The sequence below is a fragment of the Isoptericola sp. Y581 genome (assembly GCF_059445475.1).
Map to the genome: position 1 here is coordinate 58266 of NZ_JCAIUK010000006.1, position 26350 is coordinate 84615.

At 73.9% G+C, this 26350-nt stretch carries 25 protein-coding genes; 12 read left to right on the forward strand and 13 right to left on the reverse strand.

Annotation, left to right across the window (positions count from 1 at the left end):
* From AC1C2W_RS12450 to AC1C2W_RS12500, 11 genes are all read left to right on the forward strand, one after another.
* Window positions 1–1284, forward strand: a complete 1284-nt coding sequence (locus tag AC1C2W_RS12450) for a sensor histidine kinase (protein WP_495389542.1) — start codon at window positions 1–3, stop codon at window positions 1282–1284.
* Window positions 1281–1904 carry a response regulator gene (locus AC1C2W_RS12455; protein WP_495389543.1) on the forward strand — a complete coding sequence of 208 codons (624 nt, stop codon included), beginning with the start codon at window positions 1281–1283 and terminating at the stop codon, window positions 1902–1904. The genes AC1C2W_RS12450 and AC1C2W_RS12455 overlap by 4 nt, the downstream gene beginning before the upstream one ends.
* Window positions 1905–1983: 79 nt before the next feature.
* Window positions 1984–2922 carry a metal ABC transporter substrate-binding protein gene (locus AC1C2W_RS12460; protein ID WP_495389544.1) on the forward strand — a complete coding sequence of 313 codons (939 nt, stop codon included), beginning with the start codon at window positions 1984–1986 and terminating at the stop codon, window positions 2920–2922.
* Window positions 2919–3818, forward strand: a complete 900-nt coding sequence (locus tag AC1C2W_RS12465) for a metal ABC transporter ATP-binding protein (RefSeq protein ID WP_495389545.1) — start codon at window positions 2919–2921, stop codon at window positions 3816–3818. Before AC1C2W_RS12460 ends, AC1C2W_RS12465 begins: the two co-directional genes overlap by 4 nt.
* Before the next feature lie 14 nt (window positions 3819–3832).
* Window positions 3833–4756, forward strand: a complete 924-nt coding sequence (locus tag AC1C2W_RS12470) for a metal ABC transporter permease (RefSeq protein WP_495389825.1) — start codon at window positions 3833–3835, stop codon at window positions 4754–4756.
* Window positions 4757–4803: 47 nt separating this feature from the next.
* Window positions 4804–5208, forward strand: a complete 405-nt coding sequence (locus AC1C2W_RS12475; RefSeq protein ID WP_495389826.1) for a Fur family transcriptional regulator — start codon at window positions 4804–4806, stop codon at window positions 5206–5208.
* A gap of 39 nt (window positions 5209–5247) precedes the next feature.
* Window positions 5248–5799: a DedA family protein gene (locus AC1C2W_RS12480; protein ID WP_495413400.1), complete on the forward strand. Its 552-nt coding sequence runs from the start codon at window positions 5248–5250 to the stop codon at window positions 5797–5799.
* A gap of 112 nt (window positions 5800–5911) precedes the next feature.
* Window positions 5912–6955, forward strand: coding sequence for a FecCD family ABC transporter permease (locus tag AC1C2W_RS12485; RefSeq protein WP_495389546.1), 1044 nt, complete (start codon window positions 5912–5914; stop codon window positions 6953–6955).
* 1 nt (window position 6956) lies between these two features.
* Complete coding sequence (locus tag AC1C2W_RS12490; RefSeq protein WP_495413248.1) at window positions 6957–8018, forward strand: FecCD family ABC transporter permease; 1062 nt, start codon at window positions 6957–6959, stop codon at window positions 8016–8018.
* The gene (locus AC1C2W_RS12495; RefSeq protein ID WP_495413249.1) at window positions 8015–8899 is read left to right on the forward strand and encodes an ABC transporter ATP-binding protein; all 885 of its coding nucleotides are present in this window, start codon (window positions 8015–8017) and stop codon (window positions 8897–8899) included. Before AC1C2W_RS12490 ends, AC1C2W_RS12495 begins: the two co-directional genes overlap by 4 nt.
* 61 nt (window positions 8900–8960) lie before the next feature.
* Window positions 8961–10007, forward strand: a complete 1047-nt coding sequence (locus AC1C2W_RS12500; protein ID WP_495389549.1) for an iron-siderophore ABC transporter substrate-binding protein — start codon at window positions 8961–8963, stop codon at window positions 10005–10007.
* Between the two features lie 73 nt (window positions 10008–10080).
* On the opposite strand, the gene AC1C2W_RS12505 is transcribed toward AC1C2W_RS12500, so the two are convergent.
* From AC1C2W_RS12505 to AC1C2W_RS12565, 13 genes are all read right to left on the reverse strand, one after another.
* Entirely contained in the window at window positions 10081–10890 is an 810-nt protein-coding gene (locus tag AC1C2W_RS12505; RefSeq protein WP_495413250.1) for an isoprenyl transferase, read from the reverse strand.
* Window positions 10890–11624, reverse strand: coding sequence for a DNA repair protein RecO (gene recO / locus AC1C2W_RS12510; protein WP_495389551.1), 735 nt, complete (start codon window positions 11622–11624; stop codon window positions 10890–10892). The genes AC1C2W_RS12505 and recO overlap by 1 nt, the downstream gene beginning before the upstream one ends.
* Before the next feature lie 921 nt (window positions 11625–12545).
* Window positions 12546–14318, reverse strand: coding sequence for a 2-isopropylmalate synthase (leuA, locus tag AC1C2W_RS12515; RefSeq protein WP_495389552.1), 1773 nt, complete (start codon window positions 14316–14318; stop codon window positions 12546–12548).
* A gap of 235 nt (window positions 14319–14553) precedes the next feature.
* Window positions 14554–16317: a DUF7937 domain-containing protein gene (locus tag AC1C2W_RS12520; protein WP_495413251.1), complete on the reverse strand. Its 1764-nt coding sequence runs from the start codon at window positions 16315–16317 to the stop codon at window positions 14554–14556.
* 139 nt (window positions 16318–16456) lie between these two features.
* Entirely contained in the window at window positions 16457–18043 is a 1587-nt protein-coding gene (locus AC1C2W_RS12525; protein ID WP_495389554.1) for an alpha/beta hydrolase family protein, read from the reverse strand.
* Window positions 18044–18124: 81 nt separating this feature from the next.
* Window positions 18125–19090, reverse strand: a complete 966-nt coding sequence (gene era / locus AC1C2W_RS12530; RefSeq protein WP_495389555.1) for a GTPase Era — start codon at window positions 19088–19090, stop codon at window positions 18125–18127.
* Window positions 19087–20457: a hemolysin family protein gene (locus AC1C2W_RS12535; protein ID WP_495413252.1), complete on the reverse strand. Its 1371-nt coding sequence runs from the start codon at window positions 20455–20457 to the stop codon at window positions 19087–19089. The genes era and AC1C2W_RS12535 overlap by 4 nt, the downstream gene beginning before the upstream one ends.
* A gap of 16 nt (window positions 20458–20473) precedes the next feature.
* On the reverse strand, window positions 20474–20926 hold the full coding sequence (gene ybeY, locus AC1C2W_RS12540) for an rRNA maturation RNase YbeY (RefSeq protein ID WP_495389557.1): 453 nt from the start codon (window positions 20924–20926) through the stop codon (window positions 20474–20476).
* A gap of 37 nt (window positions 20927–20963) precedes the next feature.
* A complete protein-coding gene (locus AC1C2W_RS12545) occupies window positions 20964–22055 on the reverse strand; it encodes a PhoH family protein (RefSeq protein ID WP_495413253.1) in 1092 nt (363 codons plus the stop codon).
* Between the two features lie 96 nt (window positions 22056–22151).
* Window positions 22152–22508 (reverse strand): HIT domain-containing protein, encoded by a 357-nt coding sequence (locus AC1C2W_RS12550; RefSeq protein WP_495389559.1) that lies wholly within the window; start codon window positions 22506–22508, stop codon window positions 22152–22154.
* Window positions 22509–22572: 64 nt separating this feature from the next.
* Entirely contained in the window at window positions 22573–23346 is a 774-nt protein-coding gene (locus tag AC1C2W_RS12555; protein ID WP_495389560.1) for a 16S rRNA (uracil(1498)-N(3))-methyltransferase, read from the reverse strand.
* A gap of 179 nt (window positions 23347–23525) precedes the next feature.
* A complete protein-coding gene (gene dnaJ, locus AC1C2W_RS12560) occupies window positions 23526–24653 on the reverse strand; it encodes a molecular chaperone DnaJ (protein ID WP_495389561.1) in 1128 nt (375 codons plus the stop codon).
* A gap of 58 nt (window positions 24654–24711) precedes the next feature.
* Entirely contained in the window at window positions 24712–25803 is a 1092-nt protein-coding gene (locus tag AC1C2W_RS12565) for an HrcA family transcriptional regulator (protein ID WP_495389562.1), read from the reverse strand.
* A 290-nt stretch (window positions 25804–26093) separates the two neighbouring features.
* Here AC1C2W_RS12565 and AC1C2W_RS12570 point away from each other — a divergent pair, with 290 nt between their 5' ends.
* Window positions 26094–26297 (forward strand): hypothetical protein, encoded by a 204-nt coding sequence (locus AC1C2W_RS12570; RefSeq protein ID WP_495389563.1) that lies wholly within the window; start codon window positions 26094–26096, stop codon window positions 26295–26297.
* The last annotated feature ends 53 nt before the right edge of the window (window positions 26298–26350 follow it).

Consider the following 26350-nt stretch of genomic DNA (forward strand, 5'->3'; position numbering starts at 1 on the left):
ATGAGCACCGAGCGTCCGCGGGGTGCGGAGGGCGCCCTGTTCGAGGGCGACGATCCCCTGGCCTTCAAGGTCTTCCCCTACTTCCTGCTGGCCGTCAGCGTCGTGGTCACCGTGGTCCAGCTGATCTCGGCACCGTCCGCACGCCTGCTGGTGGCGCTCGCGCTCTCGGTCGTGGCAGCACTGTGGCTTCTCTGGTTCTCCACGCTGCACCCGCAGTGGCAGGCCGGCCGCAGGCGGATGGGCCTGTACTACGCGGGGCTGATGGTGCTGACCGCCGCACTGGTGGCGCTCGCCCCCTGGTACGGCTTCTTCGCCTTCTTCGGCTACCCGCAGGCCTTCGCGGCGTTGCACGGGCGATGGCGGTACATCGGCGCCGTCGCGACCGGGATCATCCAGGCGGCGGCCTTCCTCGGCGGCGCGATCGGCATCGCGGCCGACGACCTCTGGTGGGAGTGGCTGGGCGTCAGCGTGGTCTCCGCGGTGATCTCCGTCGGGTTCTTCTTCTTCGCCGAGCAGCTCGTGCGACACACCGGTCAGCAGAAGCGAGCCCTGGCCGAGGTGCACGAGGCCAACGTGCGACTCGAGCGCGCGCTGGCCCAGAACGCCGACCTGCAGGCCCAGTTGCTGACCCAGGCGCGGGAGGCGGGGGTGCTGGACGAGCGCCAGCGGATGGCGAGGGAGATCCACGACACCCTCGCCCAGGGCCTGGCCGGCATCCTCACCCAGCTGCAGGCCGCCGACCAGAGGGTGGACGACGAGCGTTCGCTGCGCCGGCACCTCTCGACCGCGACCGAGCTGGCTCGCGAGAGTCTCGCCGAGGCGCGCCGCACCGTGCACGCGGTGGAGCCGACCGTGCTCGAGCGAGCCGCCCTCCCGGACGCGATCCGGGACCTGACCAGGCGGTGGTCCGACGATGCCCACATCGACGTCGCCCTCACGACGACCGGCGACCCCCGGCCGATGCACACCGACATCGAGGTCGCCCTGCTGCGCACCACGCAGGAGGCGCTCGCCAACGTGGCCAAGCACGCGCGAGCCCGTCGGGTCGGCCTGACCCTGTCGTACATGGACGACATCGTGACCCTCGACGTACGGGACGACGGCGTCGGCTTCGAGCCGGACGCCCCGCGCGCCGCCGGTTCGACGGTCGGCGGGTTCGGCCTGATCGGGATGCGGCAACGGGTGCAACGGCTCGCGGGACGGCTGGAGATCGAGTCGGAGCCCGGTGCCGGGACGGCGATCTCGGCGGCGGTGCCGGCGATCCCCGCGACGGCCGCCTCGTGATCTCGCTGCTGGTCGTCGACGACCACCCCGTCGTGCGTGACGGGCTCCGTGGCATGTTCAGCGCCGACCCCCGTTTCGAGGTCGTCGGCGAGGCCGCCGACGGTGCCCAGGCCGTCGCCGCCGGCGAACGGCTGCGCCCGGACGTGATCCTGATGGATCTGCGGATGCCCGGCGGCGACGGCGTCACGGCGATCAAAGAGCTCGCCGAGCGCGGCGTCACGGCCCGGATCCTGGTGCTGACCACCTACGACACCGACCGCGACGTGCTCCCCGCCATCGAGGCCGGCGCCACCGGCTACCTGCTGAAGGACGCCCCGCGCGAGGAGCTGTTCCGCGCGGTCCAGGCGGCGCACGAGGGGCAGGCCGTGCTCTCGCCGACGGTCGCCACCCGGCTCATGGGGCAGGTGCGCCGGCCGAGCCCGGGATCGCTGTCCCAGCGCGAGCTGGAGGTGCTGCAGCTGACGGCGCGCGGCGCGAACAACCGCGAGGCCGCCAGACAGCTGTTCATCAGCGAGGCGACCGTCAAGACGCACCTGCTGCACGTCTACGCGAAGCTCGGCGTGAACGACCGGGCCGCCGCCGTCGCCACCGCGTTCGCCCGCGGGTACCTGTCGTCCTGACGCCCGATACTCGCCCCGGCCCCGTTCACCGACCTGAGCCGAGTTGACAACCGTTCTCAATCTAATGAGAATCGTTCTCATGCTTCGCCGACGCGCGGCCCTCGCCGCCCTGCCCGCCCTCGCCCTGCCCGCGATCCTCGTCGGGTGTTCCAGCGGCGACGGCGGCTCCGACGGCACGCTCGAGGTGCTCGCGTCGTACTACCCGCTGCAGTACGTGGCCGAGCAGGTGGGCGGCGACCTGGTCTCCGTCTCGAACCTCACCCCGCCCGCCGCCGAGCCGCACGACCTCGAGCTCTCGCCGGCGCAGGTCCGCGAGATCGGCACGGCCGACCTGGTGGTGTACTCCTCCGGGTTCCAGGAGGCCGTCGACGAGGCGGTCGAGGCGCGCGCGCCGGAGCACGTCGTGGACACGAGCGACGTCGTGACGCTGGAGGAGCACCCGGGGACGCCGGGGGGCGCCTCGGAGGACGAGGACGGGCACGATCACGGCACCCTCGACCCGCACTTCTGGCTCGACCCCACGCTCATGATCCCCGTGGGGCACGCCGTCGCCGCCGCGCTCGGCGAGGCGGACCCGGAGCACGCCGCCGCATACACGGAGAACGCCCGCGAGCTCGAGCAGAAGCTGAAGGACCTCGACGCCGACTACTCAGCCGGCCTCGAGGAGTGCGCGTCGCGCACCCTCGTCACCTCGCACGAGGCGTTCGGCTACCTCGCGCAGCGGTACGGCCTGGAGCAGGTCGGCGTCGTCGGGCTCGACCCGGAGGCCGAGCCGTCCCCCGCGCGGCTGCGCGAGGTCGGTGCGATCGTCGACGAGAACGGCGTCGGCACGATCTTCACGGAGACCCTCACCAGCCCCAAGGTGGCCCAGACCCTCGCGACCGACCTCGGCGTGACCACCGCCGTCCTCGACCCGCTGGAGGGCCTGTCCGAGGACGCCGTCGAGGCGGGCGGCGACTATGTCTCCGTCATGCAGGACAACCTCGCCGCACTCACCGAAGGGCTGCAGTGCTCATGACCACGCTCACCACCGACTCCCAGGGCGGGGTCGCGGCACCGCCCGCGGAGGACGGCACTCCCGCGATCGAGGCCCGCGACGTGCACGTCCGCCTCGGCTCCAGCCCCGTGCTGCGCGGCGTGGACCTCACCGTGCGGCAGGGCGAGGTCGTCGCGCTCCTCGGCGCCAACGGCTCGGGCAAGTCCACGCTGGTGCGCACCCTCGTGGGGGTGCTGCCCGCGACGACCGGCAGCGTGCGGCTCCTCGGCCGCCCGCTCCGCGACGGCGTGCCCTGGGCGCGTGTGGGCTACGTGCCCCAGCGCGTGAGCGCCGCGGCCGGCGTCCCGTCCACGGCCGAGGAGGTCGTCGCGTCCGGGCTGCTGCACGGTCGCACGCTGCGCCTGCCCCGCGGCTGGCGCGCCCGTGCCCGCGAGGCGCTCGAGCTCGTCGGCCTGGCCGACCGCGCCCGGCGCGCCACCCACGAGCTCTCCGGCGGCCAGCAGCAGCGGGTGCTCATCGCCCGCGCCCTGGTGCGCCGCCCCGACCTGCTCGTGCTCGACGAGCCCGTCGCCGGCGTCGACCGGCCCAGCCAGGCGGCCTTCGCCGCGACGATGACGCGGCTCGTGGCCGACGGCACGACGGTGCTCGTCGTGCTGCACGAGCTCGGCGAGCTGGCCCCGCTGGTGCAGCGCTGCGTCGTGCTGCGGCACGGCCGCGTGGTGCACGACGGCGCCCCGCCCACCCCGCAGCCGGGCCACGGCGGCGAGGCGCACGAGCACCTGCACCCGCACGCGCATTCCCGCACGCTGCAGCGCGCGCAGGACGTGCGGCTGGCGGAGGGACCGTTCGAGTCGCCCCGCGACGACGGGTTCAACCGGGGTTCCGACAGCAACGACAACGACGAGGTGGCACCGTGACCGGCCTGTGGGAGATGGTCACCGACCCGTTCATGCAGCGCGCCCTGATCGCAGCGCTGCTGGTGGGCGTGAGCGCGCCCGTCGTGGGCACCTACCTGGTGCAGCGCCGGCTCGCCCTGCTGGGCGACGGCATCGGACACGTGGCGCTGACCGGCGTGGCGCTGGGCTGGCTCGTGGGCGCGGCGATGGGCCTCGTGCCCGACGACGTCCTCGCAGTGCCGGGCGCGGTGGTCGCCGCGGTGGCCGGCTCAGTCCTCATCGAGGTGGTGCGCCGCCGCGGCCGGACGTCGGGCGACCTGGCCCTGGCCATCCTGTTCTACGGCGGCATCGCGGGCGGCGTGCTGCTCATCGGCCTCGCGGGCGGGTCGTCCGGCAGCCTCATGTCCTACCTGTTCGGCTCCATCTCCAGCGTGTCGACCTCCGACGTGTGGGTCACCGTCGCCCTGTGCGGGCTGATCCTGCTGGTGGGCCTGGGCCTGCGTGCGGCGCTGTTCTCGGTGAGCCACGACGAGGAGTTCGCCATCGCCTCGGGCCTGCCGGTCTGGGCCCTGAACATGGCCGTGGCCGTGCTGGCCGCGCTGACCGTGACCGTCGCGATGCGCGTCGTGGGCCTGATCCTGGTCTCGGCCCTGATGATCGTGCCCGTCGCGATCGGCCAGCTCGTGACCCACTCGTTCCGGCGCACCATGCTGGTGGCGTCGGTGGTCGGAGTGGTCGTGTGCGTCACGGGCCTGACGATCACCTACTGGCACAACGTGTCGCCCGGCGCGCTCATCGTGGTGCTCGCGATCGGCCTGTACGCCGTCGTCGCGGCCCTGCACCCCCTGCTCGCGCGCCGGCGCTCGCCGGCCGACCCGCATCCCGACATCCCCGACGACGTCGCGGTGGCCCCCGCCGGCGCCGACCGGGGCACCCCGCAGGAGGAGTGCACCCCGTGAACGCGACACGCCATGACAGCGACACCGCCCAGCGGACCGCGCCGCGCATGACCCGCCAGCGCGCGGCCGTGGCGGACGCGCTCGGCGACAGCGAGGAGTTCCGCAGCGCGCAGCAGCTGCACGAGCGGCTGCGCTCGCGCGGCGACGCCGTCGGGCTCGCCACCGTGTACCGCACCCTGCAGGCGCTGGCCGACGGCGGCGACGTCGACGTGCTGCGCGGCGAGGACGGCGAGAGCCTGTACCGCCGCTGCGAGCGCCGCGAGCACCACCACCACCTGGTGTGCCGCGCGTGCGGCCGCGCGGTCGAGATCGACGGCCCCACGGTCGAGACCTGGGCCGCCGCCGTCGGCGCGGCCCACGGCTTCGCGGACATCGACCACACCGTCGAGCTCTGGGGCACCTGCGCCGCCTGCCGCGCCGGGGCCGACCGAGGTAGGTCAGCCACGAGTTAGGACAGCCATACCTCGACGGGGCAGAATGAGGCCGTGCCCATGGCCCCTGCGCTCGCCGCTGCGCTCGCCAACGTGTCCGCCGACGTGTCCCAGGGCGCCGAGCCGACGGGCGTCTTCACCGTCGCGGGCGTGCCGTTCTGGGTCGTCTACGCCGCGGCGTTCGGCATCGTGCTCGTGCGCGCGCAGGCCACGTACTGGGCGGGCCGCGGCGTGGCCCGCGGCACCGCGGGCGGCCGGTTCGCCGACGTCCTGGCCCGGCCCCGCGCCGCGGCGGTCATCGGACGGGTGCACCGCTGGGGCCCGCCCGCGGTCACGCTGTCGTTCTTCACCGTGGGCGTGCAGACCCTCGTCAACCTCTCCGCCGGGTACCTGCGCATGCCGTTCGGCCGCTACCTGGTGGCGCTGCTGGCCGGGTGCGCCGTGTGGGCCGGCATCTGGACGACGATCGGCACGGCGGCGGTGAACGGCGCGATCGCGATCGGCCTGCGCCATCCCGTCACGCTGGTCGTGGTCGGCGTGGGCGCCGTGGCGCTGGTCGCCTGGGTCGTCTACCGGCTGACCCGTCGCGTGAGTGCCGGTCCGGACGCCTGATCCGAGGCCCGGGGCGGCCCCACCCACCGGCGGGCCTGTGCCAGACTTAGGCAATGCTTACCTCTCGCCCGGGGGTCCGCCCGGGCCGCCCCAGCCGTCCGGGCGCCGCCCGGTGACCGCGGCCGCCGCCCTCGCCCCCGCCCCGCGCCCCGCCGTCGACCTCGTCGCACGGCGCACCCGCGGCCGGCTGCTCGTGTGCGCGCTGGCCCTCGTCGTCCTGGCGCTCGTCGTCGTCGCCAGCCTGACGCTCGGGGTGCGCGACCTCGACCTCGGCACCGTCTGGCAGGCGCTGACCCATCCCGTGGCGGGGAACGTGGACCACGACGTGGTGCGCGACCAGCGCGTGCCGCGCACGCTCATCGGTCTCGCGGCGGGGGCGGCCCTCGGCATCGCGGGCACCCTCATCCAGGGCGTCACGCGCAACCCCATCGCCGACCCCGGCCTCCTCGGCCTCAACGCAGGCGCGTCGCTCGCGGTCGTGGTCGCCGTCTCGCTGCTCGGCATCACCGCGCCGCTCGGCTTCGTGTGGTTCGCGTTCGCGGGCGCCGCGGCCGCTTCCCTGCTCGTCTTCTCGATCGGCGCCGGGCAGCCCGTCCGACTGGCCCTCGTGGGCGCCACCGTGGCCGCCCTCATCACCCCGCTGATCACGCTGGTGCTGTTGCGCGACCCGACGGCGTTCAACCTCTACCGGTTCTGGGCCGTCGGCTCGCTCACAGGCCGCGGCATGGAGACCCTCGAGCGACTGTGGCCCTTCGTCGCCGTCGGGATCGTGCTCGCGCTGCTGCTGGCCCACCGGCTGTCGATGCTGGCGCTCGGCGACGACGTCGCCAGGGCGCTGGGCCAGCGCATCGGCCTCACCCGCGGGCTCACCGCGGCCGCCGTCGTGCTGCTGGCCGGCGCGGCGACGGCCCTCGCCGGCCCGATCGCGCTCGTCGGGCTCGCGGTGCCGCACGCGGCCCGTCGCCTGGTGGGCACCGACTACCGCTGGATCGTGCCCCTCACCGCCCTGCTCGGGCCCGTGATGCTGCTCGGGTCCGACGTGCTCGGCCGCCTCGTGCTGCCGCACTCCGAGCTCGAGGCGGGCGTCGTGGCCGCCGCGATCGGCGCGCCGGTGCTCGTGGCCGTCGCCCGCGGCAAGTCCGTGGCGGGGGTGTGACGTGAGCACCTTCTCTCCCGCCGCCGCCCCGGCCGACGCACCCGTCACCACTGTCATCGGGCTGCGCAGCCGGCGCCGGCGCCGGCTCGCGGTCGTGCTGGCAGCCCTCGTCGTCCTCATGGTCGCCGTCGCGACCCTCGCCCTCACCCTCGGAGAGGCGTCGCTGCCGCCGGGGCGCGCGCTCGCCGCGCTCTTCGGCTCCGGCTCGGACGCCGACGTGTTCGTGGTGCACCGTCTGCGCCTGCCCCGCATCGAGACGGCCGTGCTCGCGGGCGCGGCATTCGGGCTCGCCGGGGCGCTCTTCCAGACGACGCTGCGCAACCCCCTGGCCAGCCCGGACATCCTCGGCATCGCGAGCGGCGCCAGCCTCGGCGCCGTGACGGCCATGCTCGTCGCGGGACTCACCGGGCTCGCCATCTCGGGCGCGGCCTTCGCCGGTGCGTTCGCCGTCGCGCTGGCGATCTGGCTCTTCGCCTGGCGGCGAGGCCTGCACTCGATCCGCTTTGTGCTGGTCGGCGTCGGGTTCGCCTACCTCTGCTCGTCCCTGCTGGCGTGGCTGCTCGCGAGCGCCGAGGTGCGCGAGGCGCAGGCGGCCCTCGTGTGGACCGTGGGCAGCGTGGCCGACGTGCGGGGCGCCGAGCTCCTCACGCTGGCCGTCACGGTGCTCGTCCTCGGCGCCGCCGTCGCTGTCGCCTCGCGCTGGCAGGGCCCGCTCGCGCTCGGCGACGACAACGCGCGCGCCCTCGGGGTGCCGGTGGACGCCGCTCGCGTCGTCTCCCTGCTGCTCGCGGTCGGGCTGGTGGCCGTCGCGACGTCGTTCGTCGGGCCGCTCGCGTTCGTCGCGCTCGTCGCCCCCGCGATCGCGCGCCGGCTCGTGGACGACGGCGGCCCAGCGCTCACCGCCTCGGTCCTGACGGGCGCGCTCCTCGTGCTCACGGCCGACGTCGTGGGCCAGCACCTGCTCTTCGGCATCCAGGCGCCCACGGGCATCGTGACCGGCCTGGTCGGCGCCCCGTACCTGCTGTGGCTCCTCGCCACCGACGGAAGGAAGTCCCTGGCATGACCGACGTCCACCGCCCCGCCCCGGCGGAGGCCGGTGCCGGCGGGCCGGATCCCGCCGACCCGGCGTTCGCGCCGGCCACCGACGTCACCCTGCGCGCCCACGGCGTGTGCCTCGGCTACGACGGGCGGCGCGTGATCGACGGGCTCGACCTGGAGCTCCCCGCGGGCAGCGTGACGGCGATCGTGGGGCCCAACGCGTGCGGCAAGTCCACGCTGCTGCGCGGCCTGGCCCGCCTGCACCCGCTCGACGGCGGCGTGGTCACCCTCGGCGGCGAGGACGTGGCCGCCCTGTCCCGCAAGGAGCTGGCCCGGCGCGTCGCCGTGCTGCCGCAGACCTCGATCGCCCCCGACGGCGTGCGGGTCGCGGAGCTCGTGGGCCGCGGCCGGTACCCGCACCAGGGCTGGTTCGGGCGCCACAGCTCCACCGACGACGCGGCGGTGCTGCGCGCCCTCGACGCGACCGGCACCGCGGATCTCGCCGACCGGCCGGTGGCCGAGCTCTCCGGCGGGCAGCGGCAGCGCGTCTGGATCGCGATGGTCCTGGCCCAGGAGACGGACCTGGTGCTCCTCGACGAGCCCACGACGTTCCTCGACGTCGCCCACCAGGTCGACCTGCTGGACCTGCTCGCCGAGCTGAACCGCACCCGCGGCACCACCGTCGTGATGGTGCTGCACGAGCTGAACCTCGCCGCGCGGTACGCCGACCACCTGGTGGTGATGAGCGCCGGGCAGGTCGTGGCGGAGGGCCGACCGGGCGACGTGCTCACCGAGGCGACGGTGCACGCCGCGTTCGGCCTGCGGTCCCGGGTGGTCCCCGACCCGGTGTCGGGAACGCCACTCGTCGTACCCCTGGATCGACGGCACGGCATGCCCGACGCGTAGGTTAGGCTTGCCTCACTCAATATCCCCTCGCGCCTCCGCGCGAACCCACCGAGGAGTACCCGTGCGTCTTCGCCGTCCGCTCACCGCCGGCGCCGCCCTTGCCGCCGCCGCCGCCCTCACCCTCGCCGGCTGCGCGTCCGACGACGCCCCCGAGGACGAGGGCTCCGGCGGTCAGGCGTCCGGCGCCACCGACGAGTTCCCGATCACGATCGAGCACGCCCTCGGCGAGACGGTCGTCGAGGAGGCGCCCGAGCGGGTCGCGACCTGGGGCTGGGGCTCCACCGAGGCCGCCATCGCCGTGGGCGTCTACCCCGTCGCGGTCGGCGAGCAGGTCTTCACCGTGGGCGAGGACGCGCTGCTGCCGTGGGTCAAGGACGCCTACGACAAGGCCGGCGCCGAGAAGCCAACGATCCTGTCCGACCCGGAGCAGGGTTCCTCCGTGCCCTACGAGGAGTTCGTCGAGGCCGACCCCGACCTCATCGTGGCCCCCTACTCCGGGATCACGCAGGAGCAGTACGACGTGCTGAGCGACATCGCCCCGGTCGTCGCCTACCCGGACGCCGCCTGGACCACGTCCTGGGACGACACGATCCAGCTCACCGCGAACGCGCTCGGGCGCTCCGACGCGGGCGAGCAGGTGCTCGCCGACATCGGCGACTTCGTCGCCCAGAAGGCCGCCGAGCACCCCGAGTTCGTGGGCAAGACGTTCGCCGCGGTCGTGGACTCGCCGACGGAGGGCCAGGTGTACGTGTACCCGGCGCTCGACCCGCGGGCCGGGTTCCTCGAGGGCCTCGGGGTCGAGGTCGCGCCGTCGGTGGCCGAGCTCGACACCTCGAACGGGGGCTTCTTCTACGCCCTGTCCTACGAGGAGCTCGACCAGCTCGACGCCGACTTCATCGTGGACTACGCCTACACGCCCGAGGACGCCGAGGCGTTCCTCACCAAGAAGGAGCTGCAGGCCATCCCGGCCGTCAAGGCGGGCAACGTCGCGCAGGTCGTCGGCACCGTCGAGACCTCGTCCGTGTCGCCGCCCACCGCGCTGTCCGTGTACTGGGAGGACGGCTTCCCCGCCCTCGTCGACTCCATGTCCGAGGTCCTCGCGGACTGAGCGTCGCTGGACGAGCCTGTCGAAACCACGCCACGCGCTGGTTGAGCCTGTCGAAACCTGGATTTCGACAGGCTCAACCAGCGGTCTCGACGCTGTCGACCGCTCCCCCGTAGCGCCGATCGCGCCGCGCGAACTCCTCGACCGCGCGCCACAGGTGGCGCCGGTCGACGTCCGGCCACGGCTCCGGGAGGAAGATCATCTCCGCGTAGGCCGCCTGCCAGATCATGAAGTTCGAGGTGCGCTGCTCGCCGGACGAGCGCAGGAACAGGTCGACGTCCGGCAGGTCGGGCTCGTCGAGGTAGCGCTGCACCGTCTTCTCGGTGACCCGCGCAGGGTTGAGCTTGCCCGCTGCGGCGTCGCGCGCGATCGCGGCGGCGGCGTCCGCGATCTCGGCGCGGCCGCCGTAGTTGACGCACATCGTCAGGGTGCACCGGTCGTTGTCCCTGGTCATCTCCTCGGCGACCTGGAGCTCCCTGATCACCGAGCCCCACAGGCGCGGCCGGCGGCCCGCCCAGCGGATCCGCACCCCCCAGGAGGACATCTCGTCGCGACGGCGGCGGATCACGTCCCGGTTGAAGTTCATGAGGAACTTCACCTCGTCCGGCGACCGCTTCCAGTTCTCGGTGCTGAACGCGTAGGCGGAGACGTGCTTGACGCCCACCTGCACGGCGCCGGCCACGACGTCGAGCAGCGACTTCTCCCCCTGCTTGTGACCCTCCACGCGCGGCAGGCCCCGCGCGTTGGCCCAGCGGCCGTTGCCGTCCATGACGATCGCCACGTGGTTCGGCACGAACTGCGCGGGGATCGCCGGCGGCGTGGCCCCCGACGGGTGCGGGTAGGGCTCGGCGTACCGGGGGTCCCGGGAAGCGGGAGTGGGGGACATCAGGCCTCTCTCTCGATCATGCGCAACGAGCGCAACGTGCGCTCCAGGTAGTACTGCGCATAGGCCGCGACCAGGCCCGACGCCTCCGTGCGGTGCCGGGGCAGCGCGGCATCCGCCGTCTCCCAGTCCCCGCCGAGCAGGGCGCCGAGCAGGGCGAACGTCTCCGGCGCGGGGGCGGTGGAGCCCGGCGGGCGGCAGCGCGAGCACACCGCGCCGCCCTGCCCCACGGAGAAGGCGTGGTGCGGCCCCGGCTCACCGCACCGGGCGCACTCCGTGAACGACGGCGCCCAGCCGGCGACGGCGAGCGCTCGCAGCAGGTAGGAGTCGAGCACGAGGCCCGGCGCGTGCGTGCGCTCCGACATCGCGCGCAGCGCCCCGGCGAGCAGCCAGTACTGCTGCACCGCGGGCTCGTGCTCGGCGGCGACCAGGCGGTCCGCGGCCTCGAGCATCGCGGCGCCGGAGGTGTACAGCGCGTAGTCCTCGCAGATGGCGCGGGCGTACGGCCCCACCGTCTCGACCTGCGTCACGGTGTCGAGGTTGCGCCCGGTGTGCAGCTGCACGTCCACCACCATGAACGGCTCCAGCCGCGCACCGAAGCGCGACGACGTGCGGCGCACGCCCCGCCCCACCGCACGCACCTTGCCGTGCTCGCGGGTGAGGAGCGTGACGATGCGGTCGGCCTCACCCAGCTTGTGGGTGCGCAGCACGATCGCGTCGTCTCGGTACAAGGGCACGGCCCTATTGTCCCAGGTGCTCCCGACAGACACGGCCCCCGCGCGGGGCATTTCCCGCGGCGGACGACAACCCGTCCGGGCGGGGTCGACCGGGTAGCTGAGCGCCGCCTCACCGGCCCCGACCACCGCCCGGGACCGCCGTACGACCAAGAGCTATGCCTTGTCCTTCCGCACGCAGGACGACGACACCTTGCCCACCGGCACCTCCCTCCTGGAGCCGGACGACCCACGCGAGCTGGGCGGCCCAGCGGCCCGCTCCCGAGCACGAAGTCGAGCACCGAACCGAGCCCGTCCACCACGCTCACCGACGACGCCGCCGACGGGGCCGGAGCCGGCGACCTCGACCCCTGCCTCGTAGGTCGGTGGGAGCAGGCGTCCATGACGGACGCGTGGAACCTGCCCGGGGAGTCGGTCGACGTCACGGGGTGGGACGGCCGGGTCCTCGAGATCGCCAGGACGGCACCGAGGTGATCCGCTACGACGGCGCGGAGCCGGTGCGCGGCACGATGCCCGCGGGCGAGATCGTGGACACGTGGAGCGGCACGTCCACCGAGACGGTCGCGACGGGCGACGGCGGCCTGCACTTCGCGGACGTCGGCCGCTCGGACGCGTCGGTCGACCGCGGGCTCCTGGGCCTGACCGAGACCTCTACCCCGGCGGCCGACCCGGGCCCGACCTGGACCACACCTGCGACGAGACGACCCACACCCAGCGCGAGCCCCGGGGTCGTACGAGGCGACGCTCACGCGGCTCGCTGGTTGAGCCTGTCGAAACCGGGTTTCGACAGGCTCAACCAGCGAGGCCGGGTTTCGACAGGCTCAACCAGCGAGGCCGGGTTTCGACAGTCTCAACCAGCGAGGCCGGGTCTCGACAGTCTCAACCAGCGAGGCCGGGTCTCGACAGGCTCAACCGCGACCTTCGTCAGACCCGCGCGGCCCGGTTCACGGCCGAGACGATCGCCTTGAGGGAGGACGTGGTGATCGACGGATCGACACCGACGCCCCACAGCACGTCGTCGCCCACCTGGCACTCGACGTACGAGGCCGCGAGGGCGTCGCCGCCCTCGGACAGGGCGTGCTCGGCGTAGTCGAGCACGCGCACGTCCACGCCGACCTTCGCGATCGCGTCGACGAACGCGGCGAGCGGGCCGTTGCCGGTGCCCTCGAGCGTCAGCTCGACGCCGTGGTCCACGACGTCCACCGACAGGGTGGTCGCGCCGCCCTCGGACGCGGCGGTCCGCGTCTCACGCAGGCGCAGCCGGCCCCACGGCTCGAGGCCGCGCGCGTCGTGCTCCTCGACCGGCAGGTACTCGTCGCTGAACATCCGCCAGATGTCGGCCCCGGTGACCTCGCTGCCCCGGGCGTCGGTGTGCCGCTGCACGACGCCGGAGAACTCGATCTGCAGGCGACGGGGCAGGTCCAGCGAGTGCTCCGTGGACAGCAGGTAGGCGATGCCGCCCTTGCCGGACTGCGAGTTGACCCGGATCACGGCCTCGTACGAGCGGCCGACGTCCTTGGGGTCGATGGGCAGGTACGGCACGCCCCAGGTGAGCGCGTCGACCGGCTTGCCCTCGGTCTCGGCGCGGACGGCCATGTGTTCGAGGCCCTTCTTGATGGCGTCCTGGTGCGAGCCGGAGAACGCCGTGAAGACGAGGTCGCCCACGTACGGGTGCCGCTCGTGCACCGGCAGCTGGTTGCAGTGCTCCACGGTGCGGCGGATGGCGTCGATGTCGGAGAAGTCGATCTGCGGGTCGATGCCCTGGCCGAACAGGTTCATGCCCAGGGTCACCAGGTCGACGTTGCCGGTGCGCTCGCCGTTGCCGAACAGGCAGCCCTCGATGCGGTCCGCGCCGGCCTGGTAGCCGAGCTCGGCGGCGGCGACGGCCGTGCCGCGGTCGTTGTGCGGGTGCAGCGACAGCACCACGTTCTCGCGGAACGCCAGGTGGCGGTTCATCCACTCGATGGAGTCCGCGTACACGTTGGGCGTGGCCATCTCGACCGTCGCCGGCAGGTTGACGATCACGGGTCGCTCGGCGGTGGGCTCCAGCACCTCCAGCACCTCGTTGCAGATGCGGGCGGCGAACTCGAGCTCGGTGCCCGTGTACGACTCGGGCGAGTACTCGTAGTAGACCGTCGTCTCGGGGACGGTCTCCTCGAGCTTTCGGCACAGCCGCGCACCCTGCAGGGCGATGTCGACGATGCCGTCCATGTCGCTGCGGAACACGACCTCGCGCTGCAGGATCGACGTCGAGTTGTAGATGTGCACGATGGCCTGCTTGGCGCCGCGGATCGCGTCGTAGGTGCGCTCGATCAGGTGGTCGCGGCACTGGGTCAGCACCTGGATGACGACGTCGTCCGGGATGCGGTCGGTGTCGATGAGCCGGCGCACGAAGTCGAAGTCCGTCTGGGACGCGGACGGGAAGCCGACCTCGATCTCCTTGTAGCCCATCTGCACGAGCAGGTCGAACATGAGCAGCTTGCGCTCGGCGTCCATCGGCTCGATAAGCGCCTGGTTGCCGTCACGCAGGTCGACGGCGCACCAGCGCGGCGCCTGGGAGATCCGCTTGTCCGGCCACGTGCGGTCGGGCAGGTCTACCTTGATCTGCTCGTGGAACGGGACGTAACGCGTGTACGGCATCCCGGAGGGGCGCTGCGGGTTGGCGCCGGCGATGCCGTGGGGGTGGGGGTTCTGCATGGTGTGCGTCCTTCGTGGGGGCTCGGTGGCCGCGTCCCCGGGTCGGGTCCGACGGTCATGACCAGTCGGCCGGCGCGCCAGAACCTCCGCGACGGGGATCCGGCCTAGTAGGCCCCGCCGCGGCACCGAAGAAGGAGCCTCACCGTGCGATGCACGCTGTCACCGTACACCTTCGCGCGGCGCGGCCCAGGCCGGTCCGGAGCGGTCCCGTCCGGGCCCGTCCGGGCCCCGTGGATCAGCGGCGCGACCGCAACGCGGCGTCGACCGCCGGGTCGCCCAGGGCGCCCAGCCAGTCCAGCAGGGCGGGGTACGTGGCCGGGTTCGCGGCGACGTGCGCGCGCAGGTGCGGCGCCTCCGCCGCGATGCGGGCGAGGTCGGCGAGGGGCGTGGTCGGGTCGATCGCCTGGGCCGCCGACCACCCCGGCGCCTGCGCCTGCACCGGCGGCGGGCCCTGGACCGGCGGCAGCACCTGCGTGGAGTCCGGAGCCCGGGAGGCGGGCGCCGGATGCTCCCGCACCGGCGCCATCTGCTGGGTCGCGTCCACCGCGGGGCGCGCCGCCGGCGCGGGCGAGGCGGACGGCGAGGGCGTGAGGGTCGGCGAGTGCGACGCCGGTGCCGTCCTCGGCGTCGACGGCGCGGCGGCCGTCCAGGTCCGCCGCGGCGCGGCCGCCGGGAGGGGCTCCGACGCGACCGGCACCGTGGCGGCGGGCTCGACGGCGTCCTCCACGGGCTGCCCGTCGTGCGGCGCGGCGTACTCGGTGGGTGCGTTCCCGGCGGGTGCGTGCTCCGCCGGTCCGGCCTCCGCCTCGGCGGGCTCCGGCACGCTCTGGACGAGCTCGCGCACGGACGGCGGCACGAGCAGGACAGCCAGGGCGATCGCCGGCAGCCCGAAGGCCACGAGCAGCTCCTCCACGTTGGACTGCGTGCCCAGGCCCGCCCGCGCGACGACGATCACCAGGCCCAGCACCACGAGCACGCAGGCGGCACCGACGGCGGTGACGTGACCGCCACGCGGGTCGCGGGCCAGCGCACGACGCGCGGCGATCGCGACGCCCGTCATGAGCACGCCGACGATCAGCCGGAGCACGAGGCTCACCGCGACGCCGTCGCTCACGATCCGCACCAGCGCCACCAGGGCCACGAACGCGGCGACGAGCGCCACGAGCCAGAACGCGCGCACCGCCACCGCGATCCAGCGCTCCGCCCGCACCGGGTCGGGGTCGTCGACGGTGGCGGCCGCGTCGTCGACCACGCGGTGAGCCGTGACGGCGGCGACCACCGGGAGCAGCAGCAGGCCCAGGCGCTGTTCGTGCACGCTCTCGAACCACGGCCTCAGGTTGCCCCCGGCGAACAGCACCAGCTCGAGCGCCACGGCGCCGCCGAGGCCGAGCAGCACGTAGCCGGCGGCGAGGTCCCCGGACCGCAGGTAGTCGCCGACGGTGAACCACAGGACGCCGAGTACGACGAGCGCGTTGAGGGCGCCCACGACGGTGGTGGCCCACGCGCCCCCCTGCACGAGGGACGCCACGGGAGTGGCGAGGGTGCCGAGCGCCACCACTCCCGCGACGACGGCCGGCGCGTGCACCCAGCGGGGCGCCACTGCCAGGGCGGCGCCCGCGAGGCCGACCGCGAGACCCGCCCCCACGCCGCCCGAGGCGTCCGCGGGGCCTGCAACGTCCAGCGCGAGGTAGACGATCGCGACCACCGCGTAGGGAATGCAGCCCAGGGCGACGGTCCGGCGCGACGTCAGACCGTCCCACGACGCCGGGCCCACGCCGGCGCGACGCAGGTACGGCGCGGCCAGGGCGAGGAGCGCGATGACTGTGACGAGCACCACCTCGAGCCGGTCGCTGCCGCGGTGTGCGTGGTCCCACGGCAGCGGGAGCGCCACGAGGAGCGCGAACGCTGCGACGACGTCGCGCACGAGGTCGCGAACCGGCACGCCCGCGAACGGCGAGCGTCGCTCCGCGGGTGCGTCGAGGGCGTCGGGATCGGTCATGCGTGCGTCTCCATGCTGGTGCTCCAAGTACGGGGCGAACGTGCGTCCGCATCGTTTCTACCCGACGCGAGGCCCCGACGTCGGGTCCCGCGCGGGCGCGTTGGTCACACGGGCCGTCGGCGCCCGCTCGAGGATGCCCTCAGATGCCGAGCTGGTACACGCCCCAGTAGGCCAGCGTGCACAGGAGCGCGGTCGCGCCGGCGATGGTGCACCAGAAGGTGAGCACGGCCGGCCACCCCCGCGCGACGGCGACATCGGCCCCCGCGCGCCGCTCGGCCCGCACGTCCGTCACCCGCCGGATCACGAGCGCCGCGGCCACCGCCGTTGCGACCCCGAGCAGGCGCACCGCGATCCACCCGCCCTGCACCACGAGGCCGTCACGCTGGTAGTCGAGTGCGAGGCTGGCGACGGCCAGCAGGTAGGCCACGAGGGCGGCCATGGTCGCGACGGATCCGAGCCCGAGGCCGACGAGCGCCCACCGCAGGCCCCGCGCGAGCCGCGGCGCGCCCGCCGACGACCGCCGGCGCGCGACACGCCGCACCAGCGCATGCACACCCCACACCAGCGGCCCGAGCACCAGGAGCCCGGCCCCCGCGATCACGGCGCCCACCACGATGTCGCCGTTGCCCCACCACCGCGGCTGCGGGACGGCGGAGGCGAGGTACAGCTGGTTCGGCGTGTCGCCGGCGATCCGGGGTTCGGCGACCGCGGTGGCGGGCAGGCCCAGGATCCACGTGGCGACGTCGGTCGCGAACCCGGGGTGCAGGTGCAGCTCGGTGCCGCCGCCGGGCTGCTCGGTGGGCACGTTGATCCCGTGGTTGGCGCCCGCGTAGTAGCGCACCGTCACCGGCGCGTCGTCGCCGCCCACCGCGGTGTCGGCGATGACCTGCCGGGCGCCCTGCTCGATCGGCATGGAGGGGTCGGCGGTGCCGTAGACGACCAGCACCGGCGCCGTCTGCTGCTCGAGCCACGGCCGCACGTCGAAGTCGGCGTACTCGAAGCCGCCGCCCGGCAGCTGCATGCCGACCGCGCGCGGGATGGCGCGGAAGACCTGCTCCGGCACGCCCGTGTTGCGCAGGTAGCTGTCCACGGCGAACGCGGCCTGCTGGCGCGGCGGCACCACGGGCGCGGAGACGAGGACCGTGAACGCGATCGCGGGGTCCTGCGCCTGCATCACGGGCACGATCCACGTGCCCTCGGACTCGCCGTACACCCCGACGCGGTCGGCGTCGACGCCGTCGATGGTGCGCAACAGGTCCACCGAACGCTGGTAGTCCGCGGCCATCGCGACGTAGTCCCGGTCGCGCGTCGTGTAGGTGTCGAGGCGCTTGTCCGGGACCAGGGTGACGACGCCCGCGCTGGCCAGCGCGGTGGCCGACTCGGTGAACGCCTCGCTGGACTTGCCCGTGCCGGCGCCGTGCACGTACACCACGCCCGGGCGGTCGGGCAGCAGCGCGCCGTCGTCCCCCACCGGCTGCCGCAGCAGGCCGCCCACCACGACGCCGTCGCCGAGCGGGATCGTGACCTGGGTCTCGCCGACCTCGAACTCGCCCACCTCACCGACGGCGGTGTCGTCCGGGTCGACCCCGCCGATCGCCGTGTCGGAGGTCGCGGGCACCAGGTGGTCGGTCACCGGGACGGGGTCCCACTGGGGCCCGGCGACCGCCCCGGTCAGGGCCAGGCCCACGAGAATCGCCGCTGTCGTCGCAATAGTCCGGAACACCACGGAGCGATGTTACTCGGCGCCGCCCCGCGACGACGCCGCGGAAAACCTCCGGCTGCCTCGGGGGATGTCCCCCGGGACCCGTCAGAACCCGAGCCGCTGGAGCTGCTTGGGGTCGCGCTGCCAGTCCTTGGCCACCTTGACGTGCAGGTCGAGGTACACGCGCGTGCCCAGCAGCTTCTCGATCCCCACCCGGGCGTTGGTGCCGACCTCGCGCAGCCGCGACCCGCCCTTGCCGATGATGATCGCCTTCTGGCTCTCGCGCTCGACGAACAGGTTGACGCGGACGTCGAGCAGCGGCGGGCGGCCCTTCGCCTCGTCGCCGCTGCCCTCGCGCTCCACGATCTCGTCGACCACCACGGCCAGGGAGTGCGGCAGCTCGTCGCGCACACCCTCCAGCGCCGCCTCGCGCACCAGCTCGGCCACCATGACCTGCTCGGGCTCGTCCGTCAGCTCGCCGCCCGGGTAGAGGTCGGGCCCCTCGGGCAGGTGCGCGACCAGGACGTCGGTGAGCTCGTCCACCTGGTAGCCGTCCTTCGCCGAGACCGGCACGATGGCGGACCAGTCGCGGTCCACCGACCGGGCGAGCTCGTCGACGGCCATCAGGTGCGCGGCCAGCCGGCCGCGGTCCACGAGGTCCGCCTTGGTGACGACGGCCACCACCGGCACGGCCCGGCGGCCCTCCATCAGGGGTGCGAGCTTGCCCGCGATGTACTTGTCGCCGGGGCCGATCTTCTGGTCCGCCGGCAGGCAGAACGCGATCACGTCGACCTCGCCGAGGGTGTCCTGCACCAGTGCGTTCAGGCGCTCGCCGAGCAGCGTGCGCGGGCGGTGCAGTCCCGGGGTGTCGACCAGCACCAGCTGGGCGTCGTCGCGGTGCACGATGCCGCGGATCGTGTGCCGCGTGGTCTGCGGCCGGGCGGACATGATGGCGACCTTCTCGCCCACGAGCGCGTTGGTGAGGGTCGACTTGCCGACGTTGGGCCGCCCGACGAAGCAGGCGAAGCCCGATCGGTGGTCGGCGGGGCTGTGCGAGGTCTCGGTGGTCATGCGTGTGCTTCCTTCTGGTCCGGCGGTACGACATGGTCGTCCGCTGCTGTGTCGTCGTCGTCCCCGGGCGCGGCGCGGCTCACCCGGAGCGTCGCGAGCTGCTTGCGGCGGCCCTCGACGCGGTCGGCCACGAGGTGCAGGCCCCCGACGTCCGCGGTGGAGCCGGTGAGCGGCACCTTCCCCAGCGCCTTGGCCAGCAGGCCGCCCGCGGTGTCCACGTCGTCGTCGTCGAGCCGCAGGTCGAACATCTCGCCGAGCTCGTCCACGGGCATCCGCGCGGACACGAGGAACGTGCCGTCCCCAAGGTCCTCGGGCTCGACGGCGAGGGCGGTGTCGTGCTCGTCGGTCAGCTCCCCGACCAGCTCCTCGATGACGTCCTCGACCGTGACGAGCCCGGCGATGCCGCCGTACTCGTCGACGACGACGGCGATGTGGGAGCGGGACGCCTGCATCTCGCGCAGCAGCTCGTCGGCGGGCTTGGACTCGGGCACGAAGACGGCGTCCCGGGCCACCTCGACCACGGGACGGTCGTCGCTGCCCGGCTCGCTCTCCAGCACGCGCGCGACGTCCTTGAGGTACGCCACACCCACGAGGTCGTCGACCTCGTCGCCCACCACCGGGACCCGGGAGTACCCGGACCGCAGGAAGAGCCGCATGACCTTGCGCAGCGGCGTCGTCGCCGCCACCGTGACCATGTCGGTGCGGGGCACCATCACCTCGCGGGTGAGGGTGTCGCCCAGCTCGACGACGGACCGGATGAGCTCGCGCTCGGCGTCCTCGATCGCGTCGTTGTCGCGGACCCGTTCGGCCATCTCGCGCAGCGCGTCCTCGCCCGGGTCGTGCTCGCCGTCCCGCTCCCCCGAGCGCCCGTTGGAGCGATCGGTGGTGCGCTCGGTGAGCCAGGCCGCGGCGCGGTGCACGGCGGCCAGGGGCCCGGCGAGCGCGACGAGCACCGGCAGCGGCCGCCGCAGCCCGAGCGCGCGCGGGCTCAACCGCACGAAGACGACGCCCGCGGCGAGGCCCACTACAGCCGCGGCCAGCATGACCTGCCACCACGTGTCGAACCAGTCCGCGATCATCAGCGTCGCGGCGGCCAGCGCCACGGTCTCGGCGAAGACGCGCACCAGCGCGAACGTCGCCACCGCCGCGGGCGGGTCCACGACCAGTCCCTGCACGGACCGCAGCCGCGCGAGCCGGGTGCGGCGCGCCGTCGCGGTCAGCTGGTCGGACGTCTCCGCCTCGATCACGGCGTCCGCGACCGACGTCCGGGTCACGCGCAGCACCGCCGCCTCCCCCGCGGAGAGCGTCCCGGCCAGCGCCAGCGCGACGGCGACCACCAGGCCGAGCAGCAGCTCGGGTCCGTCCACTCAGATCACCCCGCCCTCACCGTCCGGCGAGGAAGGTGAGCAGGAGTCGGCGCTGGAGCGCGAACATCTCCTTCTCATCCTCCGGCTCGGCGTGGTCGTAGCCGAGCAGGTGCAGGATCCCGTGCGTCGTCAGCAGCATGAGCTCCTCGGCCGTGGAGTGCCCCGCGACGACCGCCTGCTGCGCCGCGACCTCCGGGCAGAGCACGACGTCGCCGAGCGTGCCGGGCGGCGTCTCCTCGCCCTCGCGGCCGGGGCGCAGCTCGTCCATCGGGAAGGACAGCACGTCCGTGGGCCCGGGCTCGTCCATCCACTGCACGTGCAGCTCGGTCATGACCGTCGTGTCGACGAACATGATCGACAGCTCGCTGCGCGGGTGCACGTGCAGCGTGTCGAGCACGAACCGTCCGAGCGCGGCGAACTCGGCCTCGTCCACCTCGATGCCGGACTCGTTTGCTACTTCGATGCTCATGGGCGCTCGCCCCGTCCATTCGCCGCGGCCTCGATGCTCACCTGCGTGCTCCTCGTTCGTGGCTGTCGCGTCCGGAGTGACCGGACCGGCGCTCCGCGGCCTCGCCGCGCGACGTCGCGACGTCCCAGCGCCCGTAGGCGTCGATGATGTCCCCGACCAGCCGGTGGCGCACCACGTCGGCGGAGGTGAGGCGGCAGAACTCGACGTCGTCCACGCCCGTGAGGATGTCCTCGACCACGCGCAGGCCCGACGTCGTGCCGCCGGGCAGGTCCACCTGCGTGGCGTCGCCCGTGATCACCATCGTGGAGCCGAAGCCCAGGCGCGTGAGGAACATCTTCATCTGCTCGGCGGAGGTGTTCTGCGCCTCGTCAAGAATAATAAAAGAATCGTTAAGGTTTCTGCCGCGCATGTAGGCCAGCGGCGCCACCTCGATCGTCCCGGCCTCGATGAGCCTCGGGATCGCCTCGGCGTCCATCATGTCGTGCAGCGCGTCGTACAGCGGGCGCAGGTACGGGTCGATCTTGTCGCTCAGCGACCCGGGCAGGAACCCGAGCTTCTCCCCCGCCTCGACCGCCGGGCGGGTCAGGACGATGCGGTTCACCCGCTTGGCCTGCAGCGCCTGCACCGCCTTGGCCATGGCCAGGTACGTCTTGCCCGTGCCCGCGGGGCCGATGCCGAACGTGATCGTGTTGGCGTCGATCGCCTCGACGTAGTGCTTCTGGCCGATCGTCTTGGGCCGGATCGTGCGCCCGCGGCTCGACAGGATGTTGAACGTCAGCACCTCGGCCGGGCGCTGCGCGGGTGCGGCCGTGAGCATCTCGACCGACCGCGCCACCACCTCGGGGGTGAGCTGCGTGCCGGACTCGACCACCTCGACCAGCTCGTCGAGGAGCCGCGAGACCAGAGCCACCTCGCCGGCCGGGCCACTGACGACGATCTCGTTGCCGCGCGCGTGCACGTCCACGGCGGGGAACCCGTCCTCCACGGCCCGCAGCACCGAGTCCCGGCTGCCGAGCAGCGCGACCATCGGCACGTGGGTGGGCACCACGATGCGGTGCTCCGTGGACCGTTCGGCATGAGTGCCGCCCGCGGGGGCGCTGCCGGGTGCGGTGCTGGGTGTCGATGTCATGGGCCGGCTGACCGCCGGGACCCTCCTTCATGCGAGACGGACGAGGAACTGAGGGTCACGAGTCTATCGACCGGGCGGGTCCGGAGGCACGCGGATTCAGGCGGGCGTCCACCCGAGCTGGGCCCCGGCGATGACGTGCCCGTGCACGTGGAACACGCTCTGGCCGGCGCGCGGGCCGGAGTTGAAGATGAACCGGTACTGCCCGTCGGCCAGGTCGTGCGCCACGCCGTCCGCCATCTCGACCACCTCGGCCAGCAGCGCCGGGTCGGCGGCGGCCAGGACGGAGACGTCGCCGTGATGCTCCTTCGGCACCACCAGCACGTGCACCGGAGCCTGCGGGTTGATGTCGCGGAACGCGATGACGTGGTCCGACGTGGCGACCACGTCGGCGGGCACGTCGCCGGCGACGATCTTGCAGAACAGGCAGTCGGTGCTGGCATCGGAGCTGGGCATGAGCGCCACGCTACCGGGCCGGTGCCGTGCGGGCACCGGGTCAGGCACCGGGTCAGGCACTGGGTCAGGCCCAGCGGCCGAGGCGCTCGCTGAGCAGGGCCACCGCGACCGGTCCCGCGGTGGACGTCCGCAGCACGTGCGGCCCGAGCCGGGCGGCCACCGCCCCCGCGTCGGCGAGCGCGGCGACCTCGGCGTCCGAGATGCCGCCCTCCGGCCCGACGACGATCAGCAGCTCGACCGCCGCGGTGCCGACCGCACCGGGCAGCCCGACCGCCGCCAGGGGGATGCTCGCCTCCTCGTGGAGCACCACGACGGCGCCCCCCGCCGCGATCACGTCGCGCACCCGGCCGGCGAGCTCGCGGGTCGTGACCGGCTCGGCCACCGGGGGCAGGCACGCCCGCCGCGCCTGCTTCACCGCCGAGCGCACCGTGGCCACCCATTTCGCGCGCGACTTCGTCGCGCGCTCGCCGCGCCAGACCACGACCGACCGCTCCGCCTGCCACGGGAGCACGCCGTCGACACCGACCTCGACGGCCGCCTCCACGGCCAGCTCGTCGCGGTCGCCCTTCGCGAGCGCCTGCACGAGGGTGAGGACGACGCCGGGGGCCGGCTCGACCACCACCTCGTCCACCCGGAGCCGCACCTCGCCGTCCTCGACCCCGTCGACCACGCACCGCAGCCGCGTCCCCGCGCCGTCCACCACGTCGAGCTGCTCGCCGGGACCGCGCCGCTGCACCACGCCCGCGTGCCGCCCCTCCGCGCCGTCGAGCACGTAGACGTCGCCGCGGCCGAGCGCGGCGAGCGCCCCACCCTCGGCCAGGAACACGGGCGCGCTCACGTCATGCTCTCTTCACGTGCGCCCTGCGGTGCCTCGCTCCGGCACACCTCGTATCTCGGCGTACCTCCGCGGGGGCTCCTCGTGCTCACGTCATGCTCCCTTCACGTGCGCCCTGCGGTGCCTCGCTCCGGCACACCTCGTACCTCGGCGTACCTCCGCGGGGGCTCCTCGCGCTCACGTCATTTGCCGCTCAGCTTGTCGCGCAGCCGGGAGAAGACGCCGGGGTGCGCGGACGCGAGCCGCGGCTCGGGCCGCTCCTCCCCGCGCAGCACGGACAGCGAGCGCAGCAGCTCGGTCTGCTCCTCGTCGAGGGCGGTGGGGACCTGGACCTCGACGTGCACGTTGAGGTCGCCGCGGCCGCCGGCGTGCAGGTGCCCGACGCCGAGGCCCTTGAGCGTCACGACCTGGCCCGGCTGGGTACCCGCACGCAGGTCGATCTCCTGCTCGCCGTCGAGCGTCTCGAGGTCGAGCACGGTGCCGAGGGCGGCGGCCGTCATCGGCACCTGGAGCGTGCAGTGCAGGTCGTCGCCGCGGCGCACGAACGTCTCGTGCGGCTTCTCGCGGATCTCGACGTACAGGTCGCCGGCGGGCCCGCCGCCGGGACCGACCTCGCCCTGCGAGGTGAGCTTGATGCGCGTGCCGGTGTCGACGCCGGCGGGCACGTTGACGGAGAGGGTGCGACGCGAGCGGACGCGGCCCTCGCCGGAGCAGTCGGCGCACGGCTCGGGAATCACGGTGCCGAAGCCCTGGCACGCCGCGCACGGCGCCGTCGTCATGACCTGGCCGAGGAACGACCGCGCCACGCGCTGCACGTTGCCGCGGCCCTGGCAGACCTCGCACGTCTTGAGGTCGGTGCCGGGCCGGCAGCCGTTGCCGCCGCAGGTGCCGCACACCACGGCGGTGTCGACCTGCAGCTCGCGCTTGGCACCGAACGCCGCCTCCGCGAGGTCGATGTCCATGCGCACGAGGGCGTCCTGGCCGCGGCGGGCGCGCGGCACCGGACCGGAGGGGGCGCCACCGCCGCCGAAGAACGTCTCGAAGATGTCCTGGAAGCCGAACCCGTTGCCGAACCCGGCACCGCCCCCGCCGCCGGATGGCGAGCTCGGGTCCACGCCCATGTCGTACTGCTGGCGCTTGTCCGGGTTGGACAGCACCTCGTAGGCGCGGGCGACGTCCTTGAAGCGATCTTCGCCGGCCTCGCCGGCGACGTCGGGGTGCAGCTCGCGGGCGAGCTTGCGGTATGCCTTCTTGATCTGCTCTGCCGAGGCGTCGCGGGGGACACCCAGGATCTCGTAGTAGTCGGTCACAGGTCTCTCTTCGGTGACGTGTCGGTGACTGGCACGGTCAGGTCGGGGGCTTCTGGGGTCAGTTGGGCAGCATGCGGGACAGGTAGCGAGCGACCGCGCGCACGGAGGCGATCGTGCCCGGATAGTCCATCCGGGTGGGGCCGATCGAGCCGAGGATGGCGACCGTATCCCCGTCGCTGCCGTAGCCGGAAGCGACGACGGAGGTCTCCGCGAGCCCGTCGAGCCGGTTCTCGTGGCCGATGCGGATGCCGACGCCGCCGCCGCGGGGGTCGGCCGCCAGCTCGGTGAGCAGGCCCAGCAGCACCACCTGCTCCTCGAGGGCCTCGAGGACCGGGCTGAGGCCCTGCTCGAACCGCATCTCGGCCCGGGCGAGGTTGGCGGTGCCCGCCAGCACGATGCGCTCCTCGCGCTGCGCGCCGAGCGTGTCGACCACGAGATCGGCGATGCCGCGGACCAGCGGGGCGAGCCCGGGGTCGACGTCGGCCACCACACGGCCGAAGGCGTCGGGCAGCTCGGACAGCCGCTTGCCGGCCGCGGCGGCGTTCAGACGGGCGCGCAGCTCGCCGAGGGTGCCCTCGGCCAGGGCGTCGGGGTCGTCGTCCTGGCCCGGCGGGGCGTCGGCCACGACGACGGCCGGCTCCGCGCCCGGCTCGGCGCCGACGTCGAGGAACCGCTGCTCCACGCGCCCGGTGTCGGTGATCACGACGACGAGCAGCCGCGCACCGCCGACGGGGACGAGCTCCAGGTGCCGCAGCCCGGACAGCCGCAGCAAGGGGTACTGCACCACGGCGACCTGGCCGGTGAGCTGGGCGATGAGCCGCCCCGCCCGGCCGAGCACGTCGTCCAGGTCGACCGCCTCGGAAAGGAAGGTCTCGATCGCCCGGCGCTGCGGGCTGGTCATCGGGCGGACCTCCGCGAGCCGGTCCACGAACAGCCGGTACCCCTTGTCGGTGGGGATCCGGCCGGCCGAGGTGTACGGCTGGGCGATGTACCCGGCGTCCTCGAGCGCGGCCATGTCGTTGCGGATCGTGGCGGGCGAGACGCCGAGCCCGTGCCGCTCCGTGAGCATGCGCGACCCCACCGGCTCGCGCGTGTGGACGTAGTCCTCCACGATCGCGCGCAGCACGGCCAGGCGACGTTCCTCGCTCACTCGCCCCTCCTCGTGCCGTTGGTCCTCAGGTGCCCTGCGGCTGCACCGGACATTCTCACTGGGCGCTCTCACTTAGCACTCTCGTACCCCGAGTGCCATCCTACGCGGCGCCGCGGCGTGCCCGCGGGTCGCCCCGCCGTGACCTACGCCCGGCCTGAGGTGCCCCCGCCCCGCCCTGAGGTACCCGGCGCCCGCAAGATGCGGCACATGACCGATCCGCGGAGGTACCTCATCCGCGCAGGCTGGATTCACCGCCGGGTCATCGGGGCCCGCGGCGAAGGAGGACGGTCATGAGCGAGTTCCTGTACTACGAGGAGCACCGGCAGCGGGCGGACGAGGCCGCACGGCGCGCCGAGCGCGTGGCAGCCCTCCGACGGGCCCGGGGCGAGGACCTGGGGGGCCGGCGGCCCCGTGACCGCCGGCGCCCGCGCCGCCGGCCCGAGCGCCGCATCTGGGGGCTGCCCGCCGATCTCACCCGGGCGTGGCCCACGTGACGGCCGTGGCGCCCGCCGACCCGCCGCTGGCGCCCGCCCCGGCCGACACATCG

Coding starts and splice junctions, on each gene's coding strand:
- AC1C2W_RS12450 (WP_495389542.1), top strand. CDS start 1: ATGAGCACCGAGCGTCCGCGGGGTGCGGAGGGCGCCCTGTTCGAGGGC.
- AC1C2W_RS12460 (WP_495389544.1), top strand. CDS start 1,984: ATGCTTCGCCGACGCGCGGCCCTCGCCGCCCTGCCCGCCCTCGCCCTG.
- AC1C2W_RS12465 (WP_495389545.1), top strand. CDS start 2,919: ATGACCACGCTCACCACCGACTCCCAGGGCGGGGTCGCGGCACCGCCC.
- AC1C2W_RS12470 (WP_495389825.1), top strand. CDS start 3,833: ATGGTCACCGACCCGTTCATGCAGCGCGCCCTGATCGCAGCGCTGCTG.
- AC1C2W_RS12475 (WP_495389826.1), top strand. CDS start 4,804: ATGACCCGCCAGCGCGCGGCCGTGGCGGACGCGCTCGGCGACAGCGAG.
- AC1C2W_RS12480 (WP_495413400.1), top strand. CDS start 5,248: ATGGCCCCTGCGCTCGCCGCTGCGCTCGCCAACGTGTCCGCCGACGTG.
- AC1C2W_RS12495 (WP_495413249.1), top strand. CDS start 8,015: ATGACCGACGTCCACCGCCCCGCCCCGGCGGAGGCCGGTGCCGGCGGG.
- AC1C2W_RS12505 (WP_495413250.1), bottom strand. CDS start 10,890: ATGTCCCCCACTCCCGCTTCCCGGGACCCCCGGTACGCCGAGCCCTAC.
- leuA (WP_495389552.1), bottom strand. CDS start 14,318: ATGCAGAACCCCCACCCCCACGGCATCGCCGGCGCCAACCCGCAGCGC.
- AC1C2W_RS12520 (WP_495413251.1), bottom strand. CDS start 16,317: ATGACCGATCCCGACGCCCTCGACGCACCCGCGGAGCGACGCTCGCCG.
- era (WP_495389555.1), bottom strand. CDS start 19,090: ATGACCACCGAGACCTCGCACAGCCCCGCCGACCACCGATCGGGCTTC.
- ybeY (WP_495389557.1), bottom strand. CDS start 20,926: ATGAGCATCGAAGTAGCAAACGAGTCCGGCATCGAGGTGGACGAGGCC.
- AC1C2W_RS12545 (WP_495413253.1), bottom strand. CDS start 22,055: ATGACATCGACACCCAGCACCGCACCCGGCAGCGCCCCCGCGGGCGGC.
- AC1C2W_RS12550 (WP_495389559.1), bottom strand. CDS start 22,508: ATGCCCAGCTCCGATGCCAGCACCGACTGCCTGTTCTGCAAGATCGTC.
- AC1C2W_RS12570 (WP_495389563.1), top strand. CDS start 26,094: ATGAGCGAGTTCCTGTACTACGAGGAGCACCGGCAGCGGGCGGACGAG.